This window comes from Rhodococcus sp. ZPP, assembly GCF_017656075.1.
In the GTDB taxonomy this organism is placed as follows: domain Bacteria; phylum Actinomycetota; class Actinomycetes; order Mycobacteriales; family Mycobacteriaceae; genus Rhodococcus_F; species Rhodococcus_F oxybenzonivorans.
Map to the genome: position 1 here is coordinate 559,721 of NZ_CP058638.1, position 21,964 is coordinate 581,684.

Consider the following 21,964-nt stretch of genomic DNA (forward strand, 5'->3'; position numbering starts at 1 on the left):
TGAGGCTGGGCCCCGAGTCGCTGTGAGGCTCAGCTCAGTGGGCGGCGGCGTCCCAGCTGCGTCCGGTGCCGACCGACACGTCGAGCGGCACCGAGAGCTCGATGGCCGAAGACATGTTGTCGCGGACCAGTTGCTCCACCTGCTCCCGCTCCGTCTCGACTACCTCGAGTACCAGTTCGTCGTGGACTTGCAACAGCATCCGCGACTTCAGTCCCGCCTCGCGCAGTGAACGCTGAACATTGATCATCGCGACCTTGATGATGTCGGCTGCGGTGCCCTGAATCGGGGCGTTGAGCGCCGCCCGCTCCGCCACCTCACGCCGTTGACGGTTGTCGCTGGTGAGGTCGGGAAGGTAGCGGCGACGGCCGTACAGCGTCGACGTGAACCCGTCCTTGCGTGCCTGCTCGACTACCGCGTGCAAGTAGTCGCGGACCCCGCCGAATCGCGCGAAATATGCCTCCATCTGCGACTTCGCCTCTTCGGTCGAAATCTTCAGCTGAGCGGCGAGGCCGAAAGCGCTCAGCCCGTATGCCAAGCCGTACGACATCGCCTTGACGCGTCTGCGCAGCTCGGGGGTGACCTCCTCGATCGGCACGCCGAAGGCCCGTGCCCCGACGAAGCTGTGAAGGTCCTCCCCCGTGTTGAAAGCCTCGATCAGTCCTTCGTCGCCGGAGACGTGGGCCATGATGCGCATCTCGATCTGGCTGTAGTCGGCCGTGAGCAGCGTGTCGAAGCCCTCACCGACCACGAACCCGTCCCGGATCTGTCGGCCGGCGTCGTTGCGTACAGGGATGTTCTGCAGGTTCGGCTCGGTGGACGACAACCGGCCGGTGGCCGCGACGGTCTGGTTGAAGGTGGTGTGGATGCGCCCGTCCTCGGCCACCGTTTTGAGCAGCCCGTCGACCGTGACCTTCAGCCGGGTGGCGTCGCGGTGAGCCAGCAGATGTTCGAGGAAGGGATGCGACGTCTTCTCGAAAAGGCTCTGCAGCGCCTCGGCATCGGTGGTGTATCCCGTCTTGGTCTTTTTCGTTTTCGGCATCTCCAGTTCGTCGAACAGCACAACCTGCAGCTGCTTCGGCGATCCCAGATTGATCTGCTTGCCGATGACGCCGTAGGCCGCCTCCGCCGCCTGCGACACCTCGGCTGCGAAGCGGCTCTGCAGGTCGTTGAGGTGCTCGCAATCGACGGCGATGCCCGCGGCTTCGATGTTTGCCAGTACTTCGAGCAGCGGAAGTTCCATCTCGGACAGCAGGGCGGTCGATTCGATGTCCGCGAGTTCGGTGTCGAGTGCCGCCGCCAGATCGAGTACGGCCCTGGCACTGAGAATTTCCGTTTCCGCGGCCTCGGCATCTACCTGGTCGGCGTCGTCGAGCAGTGAAAGCTGCTCCTGCCCGGTCTCTTCCACGCGCAGTTCCCGGCGCAGGTACCGCAGAGACAGGTCGTCCAGGTTGAAGGTGCGTTGACCTGGGCGGACCAGGTAGGCAGCCAGGGCGGTGTCACTGGTGAGCCCGCCGAGTACCCACCCGCGTCCGCGCAGAGCATGCATTGCCCATTTCGCCTCGTGCAAAGCTTTCGGCTGCTCCGCGTCGGCGAGCCAGGAGCCGAGTGCCTTTTCGTCCTCCGGCGTGGCGCCGACCGTGGTGATGTAGGCACCTTCCCCGTCTGCCGCGGCGATCGCGATGGCTGTCACGTCACCGCCGTACGGGGTACGGGTGCCGACGACGGACACACCGGAGCGCGCACCGCTCGACGCGTGTGCCGCCAGCCAGTCCGCGACGGCACCCGGTTCGAGCGCGCCGCCGCGGACCTCGAAGCCTTCCTCTGCTTCCGCCTCGACCGGCGCCAGCGTGGCGAACAGCCGATCCCGCAGCACCTTGAACTCGAGGTCGTCGAACAGCGCGTGAATCTTCTCGCGATCCCATTGGGCCAGAATCAGCTGGTCCGGGGTGTACGGCAGGGGCACATCCCGCACCATTTCGGTGAGTTCCCGGTTGAGCAGGACGTTGGGGAGGTTGGCGCGCAGCGCGTCACCGACCTTGCCGCGCACCTGATCGACGTTGTCGACGAGGCCCACCAGATCCCCGTACTCGCGGATCCACTTGGTGGCGGTCTTCTCGCCTACTCCGGGGATACCCGGCAGATTGTCACTCGGGTCGCCGCGGAGGGCAGCGAAGTCGGGGTACTGCGCCGGAGTGAGCCCGTACTTCTCCTCCACCGCGGCCGGGGTGAACCGGGTCAGATCCGACACACCCTTCTTCGGGTACAGCACCGTGACCCCGTCGCTGACCAACTGGAGCGAATCGCGGTCACCGGTCACCACGAGGACGCGGTAACCGAGCGCCTCGGCCTGGGTTGTCAGGGTGGCGATGATGTCGTCCGCCTCGAACCCCTCCTCGGCCATCACCGGGATACCGAGAGCACCCAGGACGTCCTTGGTGATCTCGACCTGCCCCTTGAACTCGTCGGGAGCCTTGCTGCGGTTCGCTTTGTAGTCGGGGAACTTCTCGGCCCGGAACGTCTGCCGCGACACATCGAAGGCGGCGCCGACATGCGTGGGCTGTTCGTCCCGCAGCAGATTGATCAGCATCGACGTGAACCCGTAGACGGCGTTGGTGACCTGCCCGCTGTGAGTCTTGAAGTTTTCGGCGGGCAGGGCGTAGAACGCACGGAAGGCCAGCGAATGGCCGTCGAGCAGCATCAGGGTAGGGCGAGTCTCGTCCGGCGCGGCCGTGACGGACGCGAGGGACGTGGTGGACCGGGGTGTGGTTGCGGGGCTCACGGTTGCCCAGTCTAGGGAGCGGATCCGACACCGATCAGCCGGACGGTTCGAAACTCAACCGAAACGCGCCGGAAATCGTAGAACCCGATTTCGCGCGACTCGACCCGTTAGAGTCCGGAAATCGCAGCCCGGGCTGAAAGACGGGCCCGACGCTGCACGACCTGACCGAACTACACGTCCTCGGAGGACCTGCGTGGCCCCAACCGTGAGGAAGCGACTCCCAGCAGTGAGTGCGCGACCGATGTCCGTGAGGGAACGCACGAGACGGGGGCCGGTCACCCGGCAACTGCGCCGTGCGTTCGTCCTCCTCCTGCTCGGGTTCGTCGCGGCGATCGCGTTCGGCGGTTCCGCGGCAGCACAGCAACCCACCCCGACACCGGCGCCGCCGCCTGCCACCGGCCAACCTGCGCCCCCGGAGAATGCCGTTCCGGTCAGCGGCAATCTCAACAACGCCGGAGAGCGGCTCGCGGGCGTGACGGTGCGGGCGCTGGACGCCGACGGAACAGAGGTCGCCTCGACGGAGTCCGCGGAAACCGGGCGTTGGGAACTCCGGGTCGCGCCGGGCAGGTACACCTTCGAGATCGTCGCCGAGTCGCTCCCCGAGGGCGTCAGCGTGCAGGGAACCGTGGATCGTCAGGTGGTGGCCGGCCGCGCGAACACGGTCATCTTCTCCTTCGGTGAGGCCCGGACAGGTTCGGCGGTTCCGTTCTACGAGAAGCTGATCCGCCAGCTCATCGACGGCCTGAGGTTCGGCCTCGTGATCGCCATCGCCGGGGTCGGGCTGAGCCTGATCTACGGCACCACCGGCCTGACCAACTTCGCGCACGGTGAACTCGTCACGCTCGGCGCCGTCGCCGCCTGGGTCATCAACGTGTCGTTCGGGGTGCAGCTGATCCCGGCCACGATCCTGGCGATCATCGTCGGTGTCCTGATCGGCGTCGCCAACGACGCCGGGATCTGGCGACCCCTGCGGAAGCGCAAGACCGGACTGATCCCCCAGCTCGTGGTGTCGATCGGCCTCGCAATCGCCCTGCGGTACCTGATCCTCATCTTCTTCTCCGACCGCGCCGAACCCTTCGTCGACTACCAAGCCCAGGTGGAGAGGCATTGGGGTCCGATCGCCATCACCGACGCCAACCTCGTGTCCATCGGGATCAGCCTCGTCGTCCTCGTCGGCGTTGCCCTCCTGCTGCAGAAGACCCGCATCGGCAAGGCCATGCGTGCCGTCGCCGACAACCGCGACCTCGCTGCGTCCTCCGGCATCGACGTCGAACGAGTCATCCGGTTCGTCTGGGGGCTCGGCGGCGGACTCGCCGCACTCGGTGGCGTCCTGTTCGGCATCTCGGAACTCGGTGGCCGCGTGCAGTGGGAGATGGGTTTCAAACTCCTGTTGCTGATGTTCGCAGGAATCACCCTCGGCGGACTCGGCACCGCCTACGGCGCGCTGCTCGGCTGCGTGATCGTCGGCATGCTGGTACAGCTGTCGACCCTGGTGATCAACCCCGACCTCAAGTACATCGGAGGACTGCTCATCTTGATCGTCATCCTCGTCGTCCGGCCTCAGGGCATTCTCGGCAGCCGCCAAAGGATCGGGTGATCGTATGGACATTCCCGGAGCACTCCAGGTCTCACTCGCCCAGCTGATCGGCCCCTCGGCGATCTTCTACGCGCTGCTGGCAATCGGTCTCAACCTCCACTTCGGCTACGCCGGCCTGCTGAACTTCGGCCAGATCGGTTTCGCACTTCTCGGCGGATACGGCGTGGGCATCATGACCGTCACCTACGAGCAACCGCTCTGGCTCGGCATCCTGGTCGGTCTCGCCGCCGCCGGCCTCCTCGCTCTCGTTCTCGGTATTCCGACTCTGCGGTTGCGGGCCGACTATCTCGCCATCGTCACCATCGCGGCGTCCGAGATTCTGCGACTGATCTTCCGTTCCACCGCATCCGATTCCATCACCGGTTCGACCAACGGGCTGTTCGGCTTCGCCGACCCGTTCACCTCGCTCAGCCCCTTCGACTCCGGTAAGCAGTACAACTTCCTCGGCGTGAAGTTCTACGGCGACGACCTGTGGTCCATGGTGGTCGGCTGGACCCTCGTGCTGGTTCTCTGCGGGTTCGTGTACCTCCTCACCCACAGCCCGTGGGGTCGCGTACTCAAGGCGGTTCGCGAGGACGAGGACGCCGCCCGTTCGCTCGGCAAGAACGTCTTCGTCTACAAGATGCAGGCGCTCGTTCTCGGCGGCATGATCGGCGGGCTCGGCGGCGTGTTCAACGCGTTGCAGACCAAATCGATCAACCCCGACTTCTATTCCACCGCCCAGACCTTCTTCGCATTCGGCGCCCTCATTCTCGGCGGCGCGGCCACCGTCTTCGGACCCGTGATCGGCGCGATGCTGTTCTGGTTCCTGCTCGCCATCCCCGACGCGCTCTTGCGGCAGGCCATCTCCGGCCCCGACCCCCTGTTGCCGCTGACGGAACAGCAGGTCGGCGCGATGCGGTTCGTCCTGCTGGGAATCATGATCGCGGTCCTGATGGTGTTCCGTCCACAGGGCATACTGGGCAACAAGCGGGAGGTGCAGCTCAATGCCTGACCACAGACTGCCCGACGATCAGCAGACCGTCACCACCCTCACGACCGAGGAGCGGGAGGCGATCTTCGCCGATGTCCCCCAGGTCCCCGGCGCGCCCAAGCCCGACCCGATTCTGGTGGTGGACAACGTGTCCCGTACCTTCGGCGGACTCAAGGCAGTCGACGTGGCGCACCTCGAGATCCAGCGTGGGTGCATCACCGGGCTGATCGGCCCCAACGGTGCGGGCAAGACCACCCTGTTCAACCTCCTCACCGGTTTCGATCGGCCCGACAGTGGCTCCTGGTCGATGGACGGCCAGTCCCTCGGCCGGATGTATCCGCATCAGGTGGCGCGCAGAGGGGTGGTACGCACCTTCCAGCTCACGAAGGCGCTGTCGAAGCTGACGGTGCTGGACAACGTCCGTCTCGGCGCCACCGGCCAGCGCGGTGAACGCATGCTCACCAGCCTGTTGCCGTGGATGTGGAAGGCGCAGGAGAGGGACGTCACGGAGCGGGCCAATGAGCTGCTCGCACGATTCAAGCTCGACACCAAGGCCGACGACCTCGCCGGCTCGCTGTCCGGTGGCCAGCGCAAGTTGCTGGAAATGGCGCGCGCGCTGATGACCGAGCCGACCGTGGTGATGCTCGACGAACCGATGGCGGGCGTGAATCCGGCCCTCACACAAAGCTTGCTCGGGCACATCAAATCGCTGCGCGACGAAGGCATGACCGTCGTCTTCGTCGAACACGACATGGACGTGATCCGCGACATCAGCGACTGGGTGGTGGTCATGGCACAGGGCAGCGTCATCGCCGAATCCACACCCGCTCACCTTTCGTCGAACAACGCCGTAGTCGACGCCTATCTAGGTAGCCATCACGATCAGGCACTGGAGTTCGACGAAGAAGGAAACCCCGTCGGCGAGACTGCGGCGCTCGCCGAGGCACTCGAGACTGCGGAGGCGCAGACCCTCGAGACCGGCGGCGACCTCTCCGAACCCGAGATTACCGAGCTGAGGCGTGAGAACCCATGACCGAATTGACCCCAGCGGAATTCGCGGCCACGCCCGAGGAGCACGCACGGCTCGCCGAGGGCGCTCTCGTCCGGGCCGACGGTGTGGTCGCGGGATACATTCCCGGCGTCAACATTCTGCGCGAATGTAACTTCTTCCTTCGCGAAGGCGAAATCGTCGGCATCATCGGCCCCAACGGCGCCGGTAAATCGACACTGCTGAAGTCCTTGTTCGGACTCATTCCGGTCCGGCAGGGCTCGGTGACGCTACGTGGCGAGGACATCACGGCCAAGCCCGCGCACGTGCTCGTCCAGAAGGGTGTGGGCTACGTTCCGCAGACGCAGAACGTCTTCCCTTCGCTCACCATCGAGGAAAACCTCGAGATGGGAATGTATCTGCGCCCAAAGGCATTCGACGAGCGATTCGCCTTCGTGGGCGATCTTTTCCCGCTGCTGATCGAACGCAGGAAAGTGAAGGCCGGCGCCCTCTCCGGCGGTGAGCGGCAGATGGTGGCAATGGGCCGGGCGCTGATGATGGACCCGTCCGTACTGCTCCTCGACGAACCGTCCGCCGGACTCTCCCCGATGTTCCAGGACGAGGTGTTCATCCGCTGCAAGAAGATCAACGCCGCGGGCGTCTCGGTGATCATGGTGGAGCAGAACGCCCGTCGATGCCTCCAGATCTGCGACCGTGGCTACGTTCTGGACCAGGGCCGCAACGCCTACACCGACTCGGGACCCAACCTCATGCACGACCCCAAGGTGATCGAACTGTACCTGGGCACGCTGGCGGGCAGTCAAGAGAAGAAATAGTCCCCACACACGAACTGTGGGCCAGGGGTTTCCCTGGCCCACAGTTCGGTGAAACACAGTCCGTTTCAGCTGGGAAGGATCACTCCCCCACGACGATGTATCCGTCCGTCGTCAGCTTGTTGTCGGCACCGAACTTCATCTTTCCGTAGGAACCGATGGAGGGTTCGCCCGCATCACTGAAGTCGAGTTTGCCGGTGACGCCGTTGTAGTCGATGTCCGTTCCGGCCTGCACGAGCGGCAGGCACTCCTGGTAGGACGTGCACGGCGTGCCACCCTCGGTGACGTTGTTGATGTTGGCGGCGATGTCGCGGCCCGCCGTCGACTTCGCCGCCTCCGCAGCCAGCGCGGAGACCACGACGGCGTCGTAAGACTCGCCGGCGTAGTTGAAGTCGATCAGCGCGCCGTTGATGCCCTTGAGGCGATCCTGGAACGCGGGACCGACGTCGGTGAGCGGAGTGGTGCCCTGCATCCCGTCGAGCAGCGGCGGCGCCACCGCCTCGCCGAGTGCGTTACCCATGTTGCCGTCGACACCGTAGACCTTCATGCCGTCGGACGGGCCGATGCCCACCTCGTGCATACGTGTGATGATCTTGGCCGACTCCTCGAATCCCACTACTGCCACAGCATCCGGGGCGAAGTCCTTGACCTGATCGATCTCCGAGTTGAACGACTGCGCGTTGGGGTCGTAGATGATCTTCTGAATCTGATCTTCCGGGATGCCGGCGTCGGCGAGGTTCTTCACGATGTTGTCGGCGAGCCCGGTGCCGTAGGGATCGTTCAGTGCGAGGACGGACACCCGCTGGCCGCCGTCGTCCGAGATGAGCTGCGACACAGCCTGAGCCTGCAACACGTCCGTGGGGGCCGTCCGGAAGTACTGCCCCTTGTCGGCGTAGCAGACGAACTGGTCGGATGTGTTCGCCGGCGAGAACATCACGACACCCGCGCTGGCCACCTTGTCGATGACCTTGAGCGACACCGAAGACGACGCCGCACCGACGATCACCTGTGTGCCCGCTGCCAATTCGCGGTCGACCGTGGAGTTGGCCGTATCCGTGGTGGTGTCGCCCGAGTCGCCGGGAATCAACTGCACGGGCTGACCGAGCACTCCGCCGGCGGCGTTGACGTCGTTGACACCGAGCTGGGTGCCCGCCACCATCGGCGGTCCGAGGAAGGAGAGGCTACCGGTGTCGGGCAGCAGGGTGCCGATCTTCAGTGGCGCCGTGGACGGTGTCGTTCCGGCCGTCGCCTCTTCGGGGGTGCAGTCGGTGGTCACCGTGGTGGCCGAGGCGGCGGCACCGTCGCCTCCGCTCGCGGACTCGTCGCCACTGTCCGAACTGCAACCTGCGAGTGCGAGGCTCGCCGCGCCGAGAACCGCGGCCGCCCGCACGAGGGTCCGTTTAGCCATCCAAAGTCTCCTTAGATCACCTGTGTACGGACGCCACCCGAGTTGGCGTCCGCTGTGGGATCAGACGCTAGCTGTCCGACGGCGTTCGCGACCCTCGGCGAACGGCTCGTGACCTTACTGTGACCTTGATGCGGTCAGTGTTTACGCGGCCGTAAAGGGTTACTGTGGCTTCTCGCCGCCGAGAGTCTCCAGGACCACCTGGGCCACCGCTTTCATGGTCGAACGGCGATCCATCGCCGCCCGCTGAATCCACCGGAACGCTTCAGGTTCCGTAAGTGACTGCTTGTCCATCAGCACGCCCTTGGCGCGCTCGACGACCTTGCGCGTCTCGAGCCGTTCGGACAGGTCGGAGATCTCCCGCTCCAGTGCGGTCACTTCCTTGAACCGGCTGGCTGCCAACTCCACGGCGGGCACCAAGTCGGCGACGGAGAACGGTTTGACCAGATACGCCATCGCGCCGGCGTCACGGGCCCGTTCGACCAAGTCTCGCTGACTGAACGCTGTGAGAATAACCACGGGGGCAATACGTTTCGCGGCGATCTCGGACGCCGCATCGATGCCGTCACGCCTCGGCATCTTCACATCCATGATGACGAGGTCGGGTTTCAGCTCGACCGCCAGATCGACCGCAGTCTGCCCGTCACCGGCCTCACCGACCACGTCGTAACCCTCTTCACGCAGCATCTCGACGAGGTCCAGCCTGATCAGCGCCTCGTCTTCGGCCACCACGACCCGTCGCGGCGGGGTCGGCACGCCTTGCGGCTGCGGAGCGTTCATGGTCACCATTCTCCTCTGCTCGGACGACCCCGAAGCCGGGGAGCGAACGGTTAGAGGGTACCGGTGGTTGACTCCCGACGACGATCTTCTACAGTGGTACAGCGCAACACGCCCTCGTATCCCAATTGGCAGAGGAAACGGATTCAAAACCCGTCCAGTGTGAGTTCGAGTCTCACCGAGGGCACTGCCGGACAGTCGCATGAAGTGCAGGTCAGGGTCACCCCTGACCTGCACTTCGCGCAATGGACTGCTATCGGACCGTCCGCACCACTGCCTGCGGGCTGCGTATCGCCGCGGACGGTTACGACCACGGGGTGACGGGTCTGATCTGTGCCTTGCCGTCGAGGACGACGTCGACACGTTCCTGATAGAAGCACACCATCCCCGCGATCTGGGCTAGTTCGAGCGGGGGTTGTTCGTAACTCCACGCGATGTCGACGCCCTTGTCACCGCCTCCCACGAGCGACCAATGTGACGCGTGGCCTTTGTACGCACAGACAGTCGCCGTCGGACTCGGTTCGAGCGCCGCGACGACGTCGGCGCGGGGCAGGTAGTAGCGCGCAGGGAGCACGAATTCGAAGAGGATCAGCGCGCGGGAAGACTCTGCGACGAGTCGGCCGTCGAGTTCGATGCGGATGGACGTCGAACTCCGCCGCACATCGATTCGGGAAAACGGGTCGTGGGGGTGCCCGAAGATCGGTTCGTCCTCCTCGAGCCAGTCGAAGCCGTCGAAGTCGAGGATGACCATCGAGTCGAGTTCGGCCGGCCGGAACGCCTGCCCGGTGGCGGCACCGGCAGTGACCGTCATCGGCGTCCCTGCGGTCGTGTGGAACCCGAAGGCCGTCCGCGGGTCGATGACCGGAGGGCCGCCCTCTTCCAGTGATACCGGCAGCTCCGAGGCGGCATCGTCGGACGCCTCCGCCAGGGTGCCCGTCACGTCGGAGATCGGCACCGCATAGGACGGGACGACGCGTCGTGGCTCCCACACCAGCACGGCGTCACGCGTGTCGACGACCGTGGCGCCGCCGAGACGCGCACGCACACGCTTGGGAGTCGGCTGGTATCGGAGCTCCTGCCGAGCCTGCATCAAGTGGTCGATCATTCTGACGGCCATCCGCTGTACCTCCTTGTCGACCCTGCGTACGCGCGAAGAGAACTGAGCCGCAGGTAGTGGCGGCTTTGTTGTGCCGGAACCCTGTGGTTCGGCGCGTGCCTGCCAGTACCATGGTGGCACGGTTCCGCCCTCGAGCACGGAGGTCACCCATGGATCTCGGCACCGTCAACTTCACGTACGACGGGCGCGTAGCTCTTCGATTCCAGCAAGCGTTGTCGCATTCGCCGGAGAAGGTGTGGCGGGTACTGACGGACCCCCAGTATTTGAAAGTCTGGTTCCCTGCCGACGTCGACTTCGACCTCACCCCCGGCGCGGAACTGGTGTTTCGCGTAACCCCGGAGCAGGTCCGCCGATTCGGATTACCCGAAGACCACACAACCACCGGCACGGTCATTTCGGTGCACCCGGGCCACATCCTCGAGTATCTGTGGGACGCGGAGACCCTGCATTGGGAGCTGAGTCCCGACGGGAGCGGCGGTTGCTGGTTGACGCTCACGCATACGGTGGAAGAGGAAGACTCTGCCTACGCACATGCCGCGGGCTGGCACGCCGGCCTCGAGGTCGTGGAGGCGCAACTCGACGGCCGCGAGGTGGACTGGTCACCATGGGATCGGGCCGACGAACTCGCATCGGCCTACCGCAGGGCCAACTGACAGTCCGCCCGGGTGCCGCCGAGACACCGGGGCGGAGCCGTTCAGCCCAGCACCCGGGCGAGGCCGCTCAACCCACGAGCGAAGTTTCGGTCCACCGGCCCTCGCCTTCCAGTTCCACTCCGAGCGAGTGGAATTGGTTGAGCGTGCTGCGGTGCCCGACGCTGACCACGATGCTGTCCGGCAGTTCGGACCGCAGGAGTGTGTAGAGCGTGTGCTCGAGCCCCTCGTCGATCGCCGAGGTGGCCTCGTCGAGGAAGATGACGGCCGGCCGCGCGGTCAGGACCCGCGCGAAAGCCAGCCGCTGCTGCTCTCCCGGGGACAGGATGCGGGTCCAGTCGGCTGTCTCGTCGAGTCGGTCGCCGAGATTGCCCAGCGACACCTTCGACAGCGCCTCACGGAGAGTGCCGTCCGCCGCTGTCGGTTCGCTGGGGTACGCCAGCGCTGTCCGGAGCGAACCGAGCGGCAGATACGGCCGCTGGGACAGGAAGATGGCATCCCCGGATGGTCGCGACACCGTGCCGTCCGCGTAGGGCCACAGATCGGCGAGGGTCCGGAGCAGCGTCGTCTTGCCGGAACCGGACGGACCCTTGACCAACAGCGACTGACCGGGGCCGACGGTGAGATCGAGACCCTCGATGAGCGTCGCTCCGGACGGAGTGCGCACGTCGAGCTTGTCGACGTCGAGTTCGTTCCCGGACTTGCCCGTCTTCAAGATCGGGAGTGCGGCGGCGTGCATGTTGTCGTTGGCCAGACCATTGAGTCGGATGAGGGTGGCGCGGAAACTCGCGAAGTCGTCGTACGACTCGCGGAAGAAGGACAGTGAGTCGTGCACCTGTGAGAACGCCGTCGATGTCTGCATGACGTCACCGAGTGAGACCTGACCGCTGAACAGCCGCGGCCCCTGAATCAGGAAGGGGAAGATGACCGCTGTCTGGTTCACCGAGAGGTTCCAGCCATTGAATTTGAGAGTCCGGAAGACGATGTGCCACATGTTGCGGATGACGTGCGCGAACCTGCCTGCCAGCGTTCGCCGCTCGACGTTCTCGCCGCGATAGAACGCGATACTCTCGCCGTACTCACGGACCCGGATCAGTGCGTAGCGGAAGTTCGCATTGAGCTTCTCGTTGAGGAAGTTCAGCCTGATGAGCGGCTTACCGATCCAGAACGCCACCAGCGTGGTGACGAGAACGTAGACGAAGACGAGGAAGATCATCGCCCGCGGAATCTCGGTGCCGAAAATGGTCATCGGACCGGACAGGTCCCACAGGATTCCGGTGAACGACACGATCGACAGCACCGCGGTGACCGCGCCCATGGACAGCACCCGGGCCGTGGTCACGAAGTTGGTGATGTCGGCCTGGATCCGCTGATCGGGGTTGTCGATCGCGTCGTCGAGGAAGCGGTCGCGGTAGTAGGCGCGACTGTCGAGCCAGTCGTCCGTGAGGTGGTGGGTGAGCCAGACACGCCAATCGATGTCGAGGGTCTGGCCGATGAGGAACTCGATCAGGGCGCGTACGACGTGGATGGCCGCGAGGAACGCGAACACCCGCAGAAAGTGCCAGAACGCGGTCTCGTCGAGGTTCTGGATCGAGTCGTAGAAGTCGTTGGACCAATAGGAGAACAGTACGTTCATCCGCACGGCGAACACGGTGAACAACAGTAGGACCGCGAGGATCACCAGCGGCTTGGGACTACGCCGCGGATCGAAATACGCCGCCGCGAAACGCCAGAACTGCCTGCCCCATTTGGTGAATCGAGCGAGCAGCACGATGACGACGACAAAGACGACGGCAGTCATCACGTAGGCCTTCAACAGCCATACCGTGCTGTCCCACACCACGTTGTTCCAGTCCACGACCCAGGTCCCCGATCACGAGATGAAGCTCAGGAGAAAAGATGGCGAAGTCTAACCCTGGTTCGGCGTGATCGGCGAGAGAAACGTGAACGACACGTCCGTCGTCGCCCGGAAAGCTACCCGTCTTGTGCAGGTTCCTGCTTTTCTTCGGTGTCCGGATCTCGGTCTCGATACTCTTCCTTGAGGTTGCCCTCGTCGTCGACATAGTCGTCGAAGGCGGTGCCGGAGACCGTGCCCCCGGACCCGGGGAGCACGACCGTCTCCCGGGCGCCCGGATCGTACCGAGCGTCGATTTCTTCTGCCTTCTTCTTGGCCTTCTCGATCGCTTCGTCGTCGGGACGGGGCACTTCGCCCTCGGTCTGCTCGCCGGTGTTCTTCTGCTCGGTGTCGTCTGCGCTCATGGTGCACGTCCGTTCCGTCGGAGATCCGGAATCGACGATACGCCCCGAACGGTCACTTCCTGGGCGGGAAATGACGAATCAGCCCCTCCTGCACGACCGTGGCGAGCAGTTCGCCTTCGAGCGAGAAGAAGCGCCCGGTCGCGAGGCCTCGCGAACCGGCGGCCACCGGCGACTCAGTGGCGTAGAGCGCCCAGTCGTCGAACCGGAACGGGCGATGAAACCACATCGAATGATTGACCGTGGCGGCCACGATCCGGTCGAGGCCCCACGACAACCCGTGCGTGGTGATGATGGAATCGAGAACCGTGGTGTCCGACGAGTAACCCATGACGGCGACGTGGATCAGCGGATCGTCCGGAAGATTGCCGTCCGCCCTCATCCACACCCGGTTGTGGGTGAGCTTTTCCCCCGTACCCTTCATGATCCAGGAGGGGTCGTTCGCATACCGCATGTCGATCGGCTTCAGGGCGTTGACGAACATCTTCAGCCGGTCCTCGTAACCGAGAAAATGATCACCCAGGGGCGGAAGTGTCTCCGGGAACGGAACATCGGGAACCGCGACCGCGTGTTCGAGTCCCTGGCCCCAGTCCTGGAACGCCGCAAGCATCACGAACAGTTCCTGACCGTTTTGCAGGGCGGTGACCTGCCGGTTGGCGAAGGCTCGGCCGTCGCGATGACGATCGACGCGATACTCGATCGGTTCTTTCACGTCACCACCGCGAATGAAATGGGCGTTGACCGCGTGCACCGCCCGTTCACCGGAGACGGTGCGGCCGGCGGCGACCAGAGCCTGCGAGATCAACTGGCCGCCGAACGTCCGACTGCCCACCTGCGCGGGATGCCGACCTCGATAGGTGTCCTCCCCGATCTTCTCCAGATCGAGGAGTTCGAGAAGAGTCTCGAGATCGGTCTTCGCCGCGACTTCGCTCACCTAGTGGTCCTCTTCACCGATTCTGTGGACGTGGATCAGGTTGGTCGATCCTACGGTGCCGGGCGGCGAACCTGCCACGATGATGACCAGTTCACCCTTCTGGTAACGGCCGAGGCCCAGGAGTGCGTGGTCGACCTGACGGACCATCGCGTCGGTGCTCTCGACGGGATCGACGAGGAACGTCTCCGTGCCCCAGGTCAGCGAGAGCTGGCTGCGCACCTCCGGGAGCGGGGTGAACGCGAGCAACGGCAGCGGGGTGTGCAAGCGAGCGAGTCGCCGCACCGTGTCGCCGGACTGGGTGAAGGCAACGAGCGCCTTCGCGTCGAGTCGCTCACCGATGTCGCGGGCGGCGTAGGAGATGACGCCCCGCTTGGTGCGCGGAACGTGGGTCAGCGGAGGCACCCGGGTCGATTCACCCTCCACGGCCTCGACGATGCGGGCCATGGTGCGCACGGTCTCCATCACGTATTTACCCACCGAGGTTTCCCCGGAGAGCATGACCGCGTCGGCACCGTCGAGAACCGCGTTGGCCACGTCGGACGCCTCGGCGCGCGTGGGGCGCGAGTTCTCGATCATCGACTCGAGCATCTGCGTGGCAACGATGACCGGCTTCGCGTTCTCGCGGGCGATCTGGATGGCCCGCTTCTGCACGAGCGGGACCTGCTCGAGCGGAAGTTCCACGCCGAGATCACCACGCGCGACCATGACCGCATCGAACGCGAGGACGACGGCCTCGAGGTTGTCGATGGCCTCCGGCTTCTCGAGCTTCGCGATGACCGGGATGCGGCGACCGACGCGATCCATGACCGCGTGCACCAACTCGACGTCGGCAGGTGAACGCACGAACGAGAGGGCGATGAAATCGACACCGAGGTTCAGGGCGAACTCGAGGTCGGCGATGTCCTTCTCCGACAGCGCGGGCACCGACACGTTCATCCCCGGCAGGGACACACCCTTGTTGTTACTGACCGGGCCACCCTCGGTGACGCGACACACCACGTCGTTGCCCTCGACGCCGGTGACGACGAGACCGACCTTGCCGTCGTCGACGAGAAGCCGGTCACCCGCCTTGGCGTCCTCCGCGAGCTGCTTGTACGTGGTCGACACCCGGTCGTGCGTGCCGACGACCTCGTCCACAGTGATCCGGACGAGCTCACCGTTGGCCCAGGTCGTGCGCTCTTCGGCGAACCGGCCGAGCCGAATCTTGGGCCCCTGGAGGTCGGCGAGGACTCCGACCGCCTTTCCCGTCACATCCGATGCGGCTCGGACGCGGTTGTAATTTTCCTCGTGGTCGGAGTGTTCCCCGTGGCTGAAGTTCAGCCGGGCCACATCCATACCGCTTTCGACGAGTTCGCGAATACGGTCACCGGTGGCGGTAGCAGGTCCAAGAGTGCATACGATCTTCGTCCGTCGGTTCACGGCCTGAAGCCTAGTCGTCCCGCCCGCCCATCTCCATTTAGACTACGGCCAGCGGAAGCGCCGTCGGATGCACCGGCGAGGGGAGGTCGGACGCCCCTGTGAGGTACGCATCGACGGCATGCGCGGCGGACCTGCCTTCGGCGATCGCCCACACGATGAGCGAGGCACCGCGATGCGCGTCGCCGCACACGAACACTCCCGGTGCGGTGGTCTGCCAGTCGGGACCACAGGACAGCACGCCCCGACGGGTGGGGCTCAAACCGTAGTCGTCGAGCAGCGGGCCCAGGTCGACGCCCTCGAAACCGATCGCGAAAAGCGCTAATCCGCAGGGCAATTCGATTTCCTCCCCCACCGGGGTGATGATGCGCTTGCCGTCCTCCCTGGACACGCGGACCTCCGCGAGCACCATGGCCCTGACGTTTCCGTTCTCGTCACCGAGGAACCGTTGCACCGCAACCTGATACCGGCGGACGCCGCCTTCCGCGTGTGCCGGCGACGTGCGCAGCACCATCGGCGAGGCCGGCCACGGAGTCACGGACTCGTCCCGCTCGCTCGGCAACTCAGGGCGGTAGTCCAACTGGGTCACCGACAACGCGCCCTGTCGATGCGCAGTTCCGAGGCAATCCGCGCCGGTGTCACCGCCACCGATGATGACGACATGCTTGCCCTTCGCGGTGATCGACGCAGGGCCGTCACCCTCGCACTCCTTGTTGGACGTCACCAGGTGCTCCATTGCGAGATGGATACCGCCCAGCTCCCGGCCCTCCACCGTCGTGTTGTCTCGGGCACGCAGGGCGCCGATGGCGAGGACCACCGCATCGAAGTTGGCCCGCAACTGGTCCACGGTGAGGTCGACACCCACCTCGCAATCGGTGACGAAATGCGTTCCCTCCGCGCGCATCTGGACCAGCCGCTGATCGAGAACCGACTTCTCCATCTTGAACTCGGGGATGCCGTAGCGAAGGAGTCCCCCGAGCCGGTCGTCGCGCTCGTAGACGGTGACATCGTGTCCGGCGCGGGTGAGCTGCTGGGCGGCCGCGAGCCCGGCCGGACCGGAACCGACCACCGCGACCTTCTTGCCCGTGGCGATCATCGGCGGTTTAGGCTCCACCGTTCCGGACTCCCAAGCGACGTCGGCGATCGTCTGCTCGATCCGCTTGATGGTGACGCTGCCCGTCGTGTGGGTGTCGGCGAGCGAGAGCACACACGCCGATTCACACGGCGCCGGGCACAATCTGCCCGTGAACTCCGGGAAGTTGTTGGTGGCATGCAGACGCTCGCTCGCCGCCGACCAGCGGCCGCGGCGCACGAGATCGTTCCACTCCGGAATCAGATTGCCCAGCGGGCAGCCCGCACTTCCCGAGTGGCAGAACGGGATACCGCAGTCCATGCAGCGGGTGGCCTGCTCGGCTACCTCGGCGTTGCGCTCCTCGGGACTGAGCGGACTGGTGACCTCGTGCCAGTCGTGCACCCTTTCCGCAATGGGTCGCTTAGGTGCTTCCTTCTTGGGGATGTGCAGGAAACCATGCGGATCAGCCACGAGCCGCCTCCATGATTGCGGTGTCCACGTCGAGCCCCTCGGCGCGGGCCAGCCGAGTGGCCTCGAGAACCCGCTGATAGTCCACCGGCATCACCTTGGTGAACAGCGCAGACCGCCGGGGCCAATCGGCGAGCATCGAAGCCGCGACGGTGGAGCCGGTCCAGTGCAGATGGTCGCTGACGGTACGGCACAGCCAGTCGAGGTCCTCGGGGTCGGGTGTAAGGAGGGTGACCATGGCCGGATTGACGTCGGCGGGATCGAGGTCGAGCACATACGCGATTCCGCCCGACATTCCGGCCGCCAGGTTCCGTCCGGTGGGACCGAGGACGACGACCCGTCCGCCCGTCATGTACTCGCACCCGTGATCGCCCACTCCCTCGACCACGGCGGTCGCTCCGGAATTGCGCACCGAGAACCGTTCGCCGGCCCGCCCGCGGAGGAACAGTTCACCCGAGGTCGCACCGTAGAGCAGTGTGTTGCCGGCGATCACCTGAGTCTCCGGGACGAACAGGACGTCGGCGGCCGGGCGCACCACGATTCGCCCGCCCGACAGCCCCTTCCCGACATAGTCGTTGGCGTCGCCGGTGAGGTCGATGGTGATGCCCGGCGGCAGGAACGCACCGAGTGATTGACCCGCCGACCCGGTGAAGGTGAGCCGGATAGTGTCGTCGGGGAGCCCACCCGCACCGTAACGACGGGTGACCTCGGCCCCGAGCAGCGTCCCGACAGTCCGATTCACATTGCGCACGGGCATCTCGATCTCGACCGGATGCGCGTCCTCGAGGGCACCTTCGGCCAGCTGGATGAGCGTGCGGTCCAGCGCCCGGTCCAGGGCATGGTATTGGTCGGTCACCTTGCGCCGCTGGGTGAGCGGGGTCCCGTCGGGGCCCTTCGGTAACGCGAAGATCGGCGAGAGGTCGAGTCCGCGGCTCTTCCAGTGCGCGATTCCCTCGGCCGTCTCGAGCATGTCCGCGTGCCCCACCGCCTCATCGATGCTGCGGAAGCCGAGACGCGCCAGGTGCTGCCGCACGTCCTCGGCGATGAAGCGGAAGAACTCCTCGACGAACTCGGGCTTGCCGGTGTACCGCTTACGCAATTCGGGGTTCTGAGTGGCCACACCCACCGGGCAGGTGTCGAGGTGGCACACACGCATCATGATGCACCCTGCCACGATCAACGGCGCCGTCGAGAAGCCGAACTCCTCCGCCCCGAGCAGCGCAGCGACGACGACATCCTTCGCGGTACGCATCCCGCCGTCGCACTGAACGGTAATCCGATCGCGCAGACCGTTGAGCACGAGTGTCTGCTGCGCATCGGCCAGTCCGATCTCCCACGGCGTACCCGCGTGCTTCATCGACGTCAGCGGAGTCGCGCCGGTGCCGCCGTCGTTGCCCGAGATGAGGACCACGTCCGCGTGCGCCTTGCTGACACCGGCCGCCACCGTCCCCACACCCACCGAACTGACCAGCTTCACATGGACACGGGCCTGGTCGTTGGCGTTCTTGAGGTCGTGGATCAGCTGTGCGAGGTCCTCGATCGAGTAGATGTCGTGGTGCGGCGGAGGTGAAATCAACCCCACGCCCGGAGTCGAGTGCCGGGTCTCCGCCACCCAGGGGTACACCTTGTAGGCGGGCAACTGCCCGCCCTCGCCCGGCTTGGCTCCCTGGGCCATCTTGATCTGGATGTCGCTCGCGTTGACGAGGTAATCACTGGTGACACCGAACCTTCCGCTCGCCACCTGCTTCACGGCGCTGCGACGGGACGGGTCGTAGAGGCGGTCGACGTTCTCCCCGCCCTCCCCGGAGTTGGATCGCCCACCGAGATTGTTCATGGCCACAGCCATCGTCTCGTGCGCCTCGGCGGAGATGGACCCATAGCTCATCGCGCCGGTGTTGAAACGAGTGACGATCCGCTCCGCCGGCTCCACCTCCTCGAGCGGCACCGGAGGCCGGAGGCCCTCGCGGAAGCTGAAGAGGCCACGCAGTGCACCTCCCGCCGCGGCGAGCCTGTTCACCTCGTCGCTGTACTGGGCGAAAACCTCGTGTCTGCCGGTGCGGGTGGCGTGCTGGAGGAGAAACACGGTCTCGGGTGTGAACAAGTGCAGTTCGCCGTCGCGGCGGAACTGGTACTCGCCGCCGTGGGCAAGCCGGCGGTGCGCGTACTCGGTGGGATTGTCGGGGTAGGCCTGCCGGTGCCGGAGCAGCACTTCCCGCGCGATCTCGTCGAGTCCCACGCCACCGAGTTTGCTGGTGGTCCCCCGGAAATACTCGTCGACGAGGCCGCGGTCGAGGCCGAGTGCCTCGAAAGCCTGGGCGGCGGTGTACGAACCAACTGTCGAGATGCCCATCTTCGACATCACCTTCAGCACTCCCTTGCCGAGTGCCGTCAGGTAGTTGCGCACCGCGATCGTGTGATCGACTCCCGTCAGCTCGCCCTCCGACACCAGGTCCTCGATCGACTCCATCGCGAGGTACGGATTGACCGCGGCCGCTCCGTAGCCGATGAGCAGCGCCAGATGATGGACTTCGCGCGCGTCGCCGGACTCGACGACCAGCGCCACCTTCGTTCGTTCCTTGGTGCGGATCAGGTGGTGATGCACCGCGCCCACGGCCAGCAACGACGGGATGGGTGCGCGGGTATGGTCGGAGTCGCGGTCCGAGATCACCAGTGTCCGGTATCCCTGCGCGATCGCAGCGCTCGCCTGGGCGCGCAGTTCTTCCAGCGCATCGGCCATGCCCGCACCGCCGCGCTCCACCTCGTAGAGACCGCGCAGAACGGTCGCCGCCAGACCGGGGTGGTTGCCGTCCGCGTTCACATTGATGATCTTGTTCAGGTCGTCGTTGTCGAGCACCGGCCACGGCAGGACTATCTGACGACACGACGCCGCAGTGGGCTCGAGCAGATTCTGTTCCGGACCCATGACCCGGGACAGCGACGTCACGATCTCTTCGCGGATGGCGTCGAGCGGCGGATTGGTCACCTGGGCGAACAGTTCGACGAAATAGTCGTACAGCAGCCGCGACCGGGCGGAGAGCACGGCGATGGGCGTGTCGGTTCCCATCGAGCCCAGCGGCTCCCCGCCGGACGCCGCCATCGGCGACAACAGGATCCGCAGATCTTCCTCGGTGTAGCCGAACGCCACCTGTCGCCGGACCACCGACTCGTGGTTGTTCTGGGCGTGCGGTCGCTCGGGCAGCGTCCTCAGGTCGAGCAACCCTGCATAGAGCCACTCGGCGTACGGCTTCTCGGCTGCCAGCCGCGACTTGATCTCGTCGTCGGGAACGATACGTCCCTCCGATGTGTCGACCAGGAACATGCGCCCCGGCTCGAGGCGTCCCTTCGCCACGACCTCGTCCTGGGGCACGTCGAGGACTCCGCTCTCGCTCGCCAGGATCACCCGCCCGTCGACGGTCTGCCACCAGCGGCCGGGCCGCAGACCGTTACGGTCCAGCACTGCCCCAACGACGGTTCCGTCGGTGAACGTCACACATGCCGGCCCGTCCCACGCCTCCATCAGCGAAGCGTGGAACTGGTAGAAAGCGCGCCGGTCGGGACACATCTTCGTGTCGTTCTCCCACGCCTCGGGCACCATCATCATCACCGCATGGGGCACGCTGCGTCCCGCGAGATGCAGCAGCTCGAGCACCTCGTCGAACGAGGCAGAGTCCGACGCCTCGGGTGTGCAGATGGGGTACAACCTTCGGAGGTCGTCTGGGATGGCGGCACTCGACAACATCGCCTCCCGCGCCCGCATCCGATTCCGGTTGCCTCGAACGGTGTTGATTTCCCCGTTGTGCGCCACGAAGCGGAACGGGTGCGCAAGCGGCCAGGACGGGAACGTGTTGGTGGAAAACCTGCTGTGTACCACCGCGAGCGCACTCATCATGCGGGGATCCCGCAGGTCCATGTAGTAGAGAGGCAGCTGGGGAACGGTCAGCATGCCCTTGTAGACGATGGTGCGGCTCGACAGCGACGGGAAGTAGACGCCGGACCCGCTCGACTCGACCTCCGGAGTGATCTGCTCGGCGCGCTTGCGCAGCGGGTAGACGAGGCGATCGAGGTCGAGACCACTGGGCCGCCGTCCGCCCGTCGGCGGCGCCGCAACGAAGAGCTGACTCATGTGCGGCTCGCATCCGCGTGCCGTCGCCCCGAGGTCGGCGCCCTCCGAATCGATCGGCACGTCCCGCCACCCGAGGATGTCGAGTCCCTCCTCGTCGGCGAGGTCCTCGATCCGCTTCCGGGCCCTCGATCGCGCCTCCGGGTCCCGAGGAAGGAAGCAGAAACCCGCGGCGTAGGTACTACTTCCGTCCGGGGCGGGCGAAGGAAGGTCGAAATCGACGACCTCCTCGAAGAGCTCGGTGGGCAGCTGCACCAGGATTCCGGCACCGTCTCCGCTGTTCGTCTCGGCGCCGGCAGCGCCGCGATGCTCGAGGTTGTCCAGAGCGACGAGACCATCCGCGACGATGGAGTGCGAACGGCGGCCGTGCACGTCCACCACCATGGCGACACCGCACGAATCGACTTCGCGATCCGGGTCGTAGAGACCTTGCGGACCGGGCGACTGAGAGAACAGCACCGATATACCTCCACATCGGCCGAGGGGACCACCGGTGGCGCTTGCGCGTCCCTGCCGGCGGCCTCCGCTAGCGGGGTCGCCACGACGGGCGCTAACTGCATTTCGGGGGTCTACCGGGAC

At 65.5% G+C, this 21,964-nt stretch carries 15 protein-coding genes and 1 tRNA gene; 6 read left to right on the forward strand and 10 right to left on the reverse strand.

The window, feature by feature from the left end:
• Positions 1–34: 34 nt before the first annotated feature.
• Complete coding sequence (gene polA / locus HYG77_RS02560) at positions 35–2,779, reverse strand: DNA polymerase I (protein WP_208961775.1); 2,745 nt, start codon at positions 2,777–2,779, stop codon at positions 35–37.
• A 226-nt stretch (positions 2,780–3,005) separates the two neighbouring features.
• Between polA and HYG77_RS02565 the strand changes: the two genes are divergently transcribed.
• Genes HYG77_RS02565 through HYG77_RS02580 form a run of 4 tightly spaced genes read left to right on the forward strand, consistent with a single transcriptional unit; the run spans position 3,006 to position 7,173 of the window.
• The gene (locus tag HYG77_RS02565; RefSeq protein WP_236603450.1) at positions 3,006–4,376 is read left to right on the forward strand and encodes a branched-chain amino acid ABC transporter permease; all 1,371 of its coding nucleotides are present in this window, start codon (positions 3,006–3,008) and stop codon (positions 4,374–4,376) included.
• A gap of 4 nt (positions 4,377–4,380) precedes the next feature.
• Entirely contained in the window at positions 4,381–5,370 is a 990-nt protein-coding gene (locus HYG77_RS02570; protein WP_159921853.1) for a branched-chain amino acid ABC transporter permease, read from the forward strand.
• Positions 5,363–6,382 (forward strand): ABC transporter ATP-binding protein, encoded by a 1,020-nt coding sequence (locus HYG77_RS02575; protein ID WP_208961776.1) that lies wholly within the window; start codon positions 5,363–5,365, stop codon positions 6,380–6,382. The genes HYG77_RS02570 and HYG77_RS02575 overlap by 8 nt, the downstream gene beginning before the upstream one ends.
• Positions 6,379–7,173 (forward strand): ABC transporter ATP-binding protein, encoded by a 795-nt coding sequence (locus HYG77_RS02580; protein WP_109329398.1) that lies wholly within the window; start codon positions 6,379–6,381, stop codon positions 7,171–7,173. The genes HYG77_RS02575 and HYG77_RS02580 overlap by 4 nt, the downstream gene beginning before the upstream one ends.
• Before the next feature lie 79 nt (positions 7,174–7,252).
• On the opposite strand, the gene HYG77_RS02585 is transcribed toward HYG77_RS02580, so the two are convergent.
• Together HYG77_RS02585 and HYG77_RS02590 are read right to left on the reverse strand one after the other, a co-directional pair.
• On the reverse strand, positions 7,253–8,578 hold the full coding sequence (locus HYG77_RS02585) for an ABC transporter substrate-binding protein (RefSeq protein ID WP_109329397.1): 1,326 nt from the start codon (positions 8,576–8,578) through the stop codon (positions 7,253–7,255).
• Between the two features lie 159 nt (positions 8,579–8,737).
• Positions 8,738–9,364: a response regulator gene (locus HYG77_RS02590; protein WP_109329396.1), complete on the reverse strand. Its 627-nt coding sequence runs from the start codon at positions 9,362–9,364 to the stop codon at positions 8,738–8,740.
• A 101-nt stretch (positions 9,365–9,465) separates the two neighbouring features.
• Between HYG77_RS02590 and HYG77_RS02595 the strand changes: the two genes are divergently transcribed.
• Positions 9,466–9,539: transfer RNA gene (locus tag HYG77_RS02595), tRNA-Leu, on the forward strand.
• Positions 9,540–9,656: 117 nt separating this feature from the next.
• Here HYG77_RS02595 and HYG77_RS02600 read toward each other — a convergent pair.
• On the reverse strand, positions 9,657–10,469 hold the full coding sequence (locus tag HYG77_RS02600; RefSeq protein ID WP_109329395.1) for a DUF427 domain-containing protein: 813 nt from the start codon (positions 10,467–10,469) through the stop codon (positions 9,657–9,659).
• 149 nt (positions 10,470–10,618) lie between these two features.
• Here HYG77_RS02600 and HYG77_RS02605 point away from each other — a divergent pair, with 149 nt between their 5' ends.
• Positions 10,619–11,122 (forward strand): SRPBCC family protein, encoded by a 504-nt coding sequence (locus HYG77_RS02605; protein WP_208961777.1) that lies wholly within the window; start codon positions 10,619–10,621, stop codon positions 11,120–11,122.
• 67 nt (positions 11,123–11,189) lie between these two features.
• Here the strand turns inward: HYG77_RS02605 and HYG77_RS02610 are convergent, their stop codons facing one another.
• The 6 genes from HYG77_RS02610 to gltB form a co-directional block, all read right to left on the reverse strand.
• Positions 11,190–12,977 carry an ABC transporter ATP-binding protein/permease gene (locus HYG77_RS02610; RefSeq protein WP_208961778.1) on the reverse strand — a complete coding sequence of 596 codons (1,788 nt, stop codon included), beginning with the start codon at positions 12,975–12,977 and terminating at the stop codon, positions 11,190–11,192.
• 116 nt (positions 12,978–13,093) lie between these two features.
• Positions 13,094–13,378: a hypothetical protein gene (locus HYG77_RS02615; protein ID WP_109329392.1), complete on the reverse strand. Its 285-nt coding sequence runs from the start codon at positions 13,376–13,378 to the stop codon at positions 13,094–13,096.
• Between the two features lie 52 nt (positions 13,379–13,430).
• Complete coding sequence (locus tag HYG77_RS02620; protein WP_109329391.1) at positions 13,431–14,309, reverse strand: acyl-CoA thioesterase II; 879 nt, start codon at positions 14,307–14,309, stop codon at positions 13,431–13,433.
• The gene (gene pyk, locus HYG77_RS02625; protein WP_109329390.1) at positions 14,310–15,728 is read right to left on the reverse strand and encodes a pyruvate kinase; all 1,419 of its coding nucleotides are present in this window, start codon (positions 15,726–15,728) and stop codon (positions 14,310–14,312) included. It abuts the gene before it with no gap.
• A 37-nt stretch (positions 15,729–15,765) separates the two neighbouring features.
• Positions 15,766–17,268: a glutamate synthase subunit beta gene (locus HYG77_RS02630; protein WP_208961779.1), complete on the reverse strand. Its 1,503-nt coding sequence runs from the start codon at positions 17,266–17,268 to the stop codon at positions 15,766–15,768.
• Complete coding sequence (gene gltB / locus HYG77_RS02635; protein WP_208961780.1) at positions 17,261–21,844, reverse strand: glutamate synthase large subunit; 4,584 nt, start codon at positions 21,842–21,844, stop codon at positions 17,261–17,263. The genes HYG77_RS02630 and gltB overlap by 8 nt, the downstream gene beginning before the upstream one ends.
• Positions 21,845–21,964 lie beyond the last annotated feature (120 nt).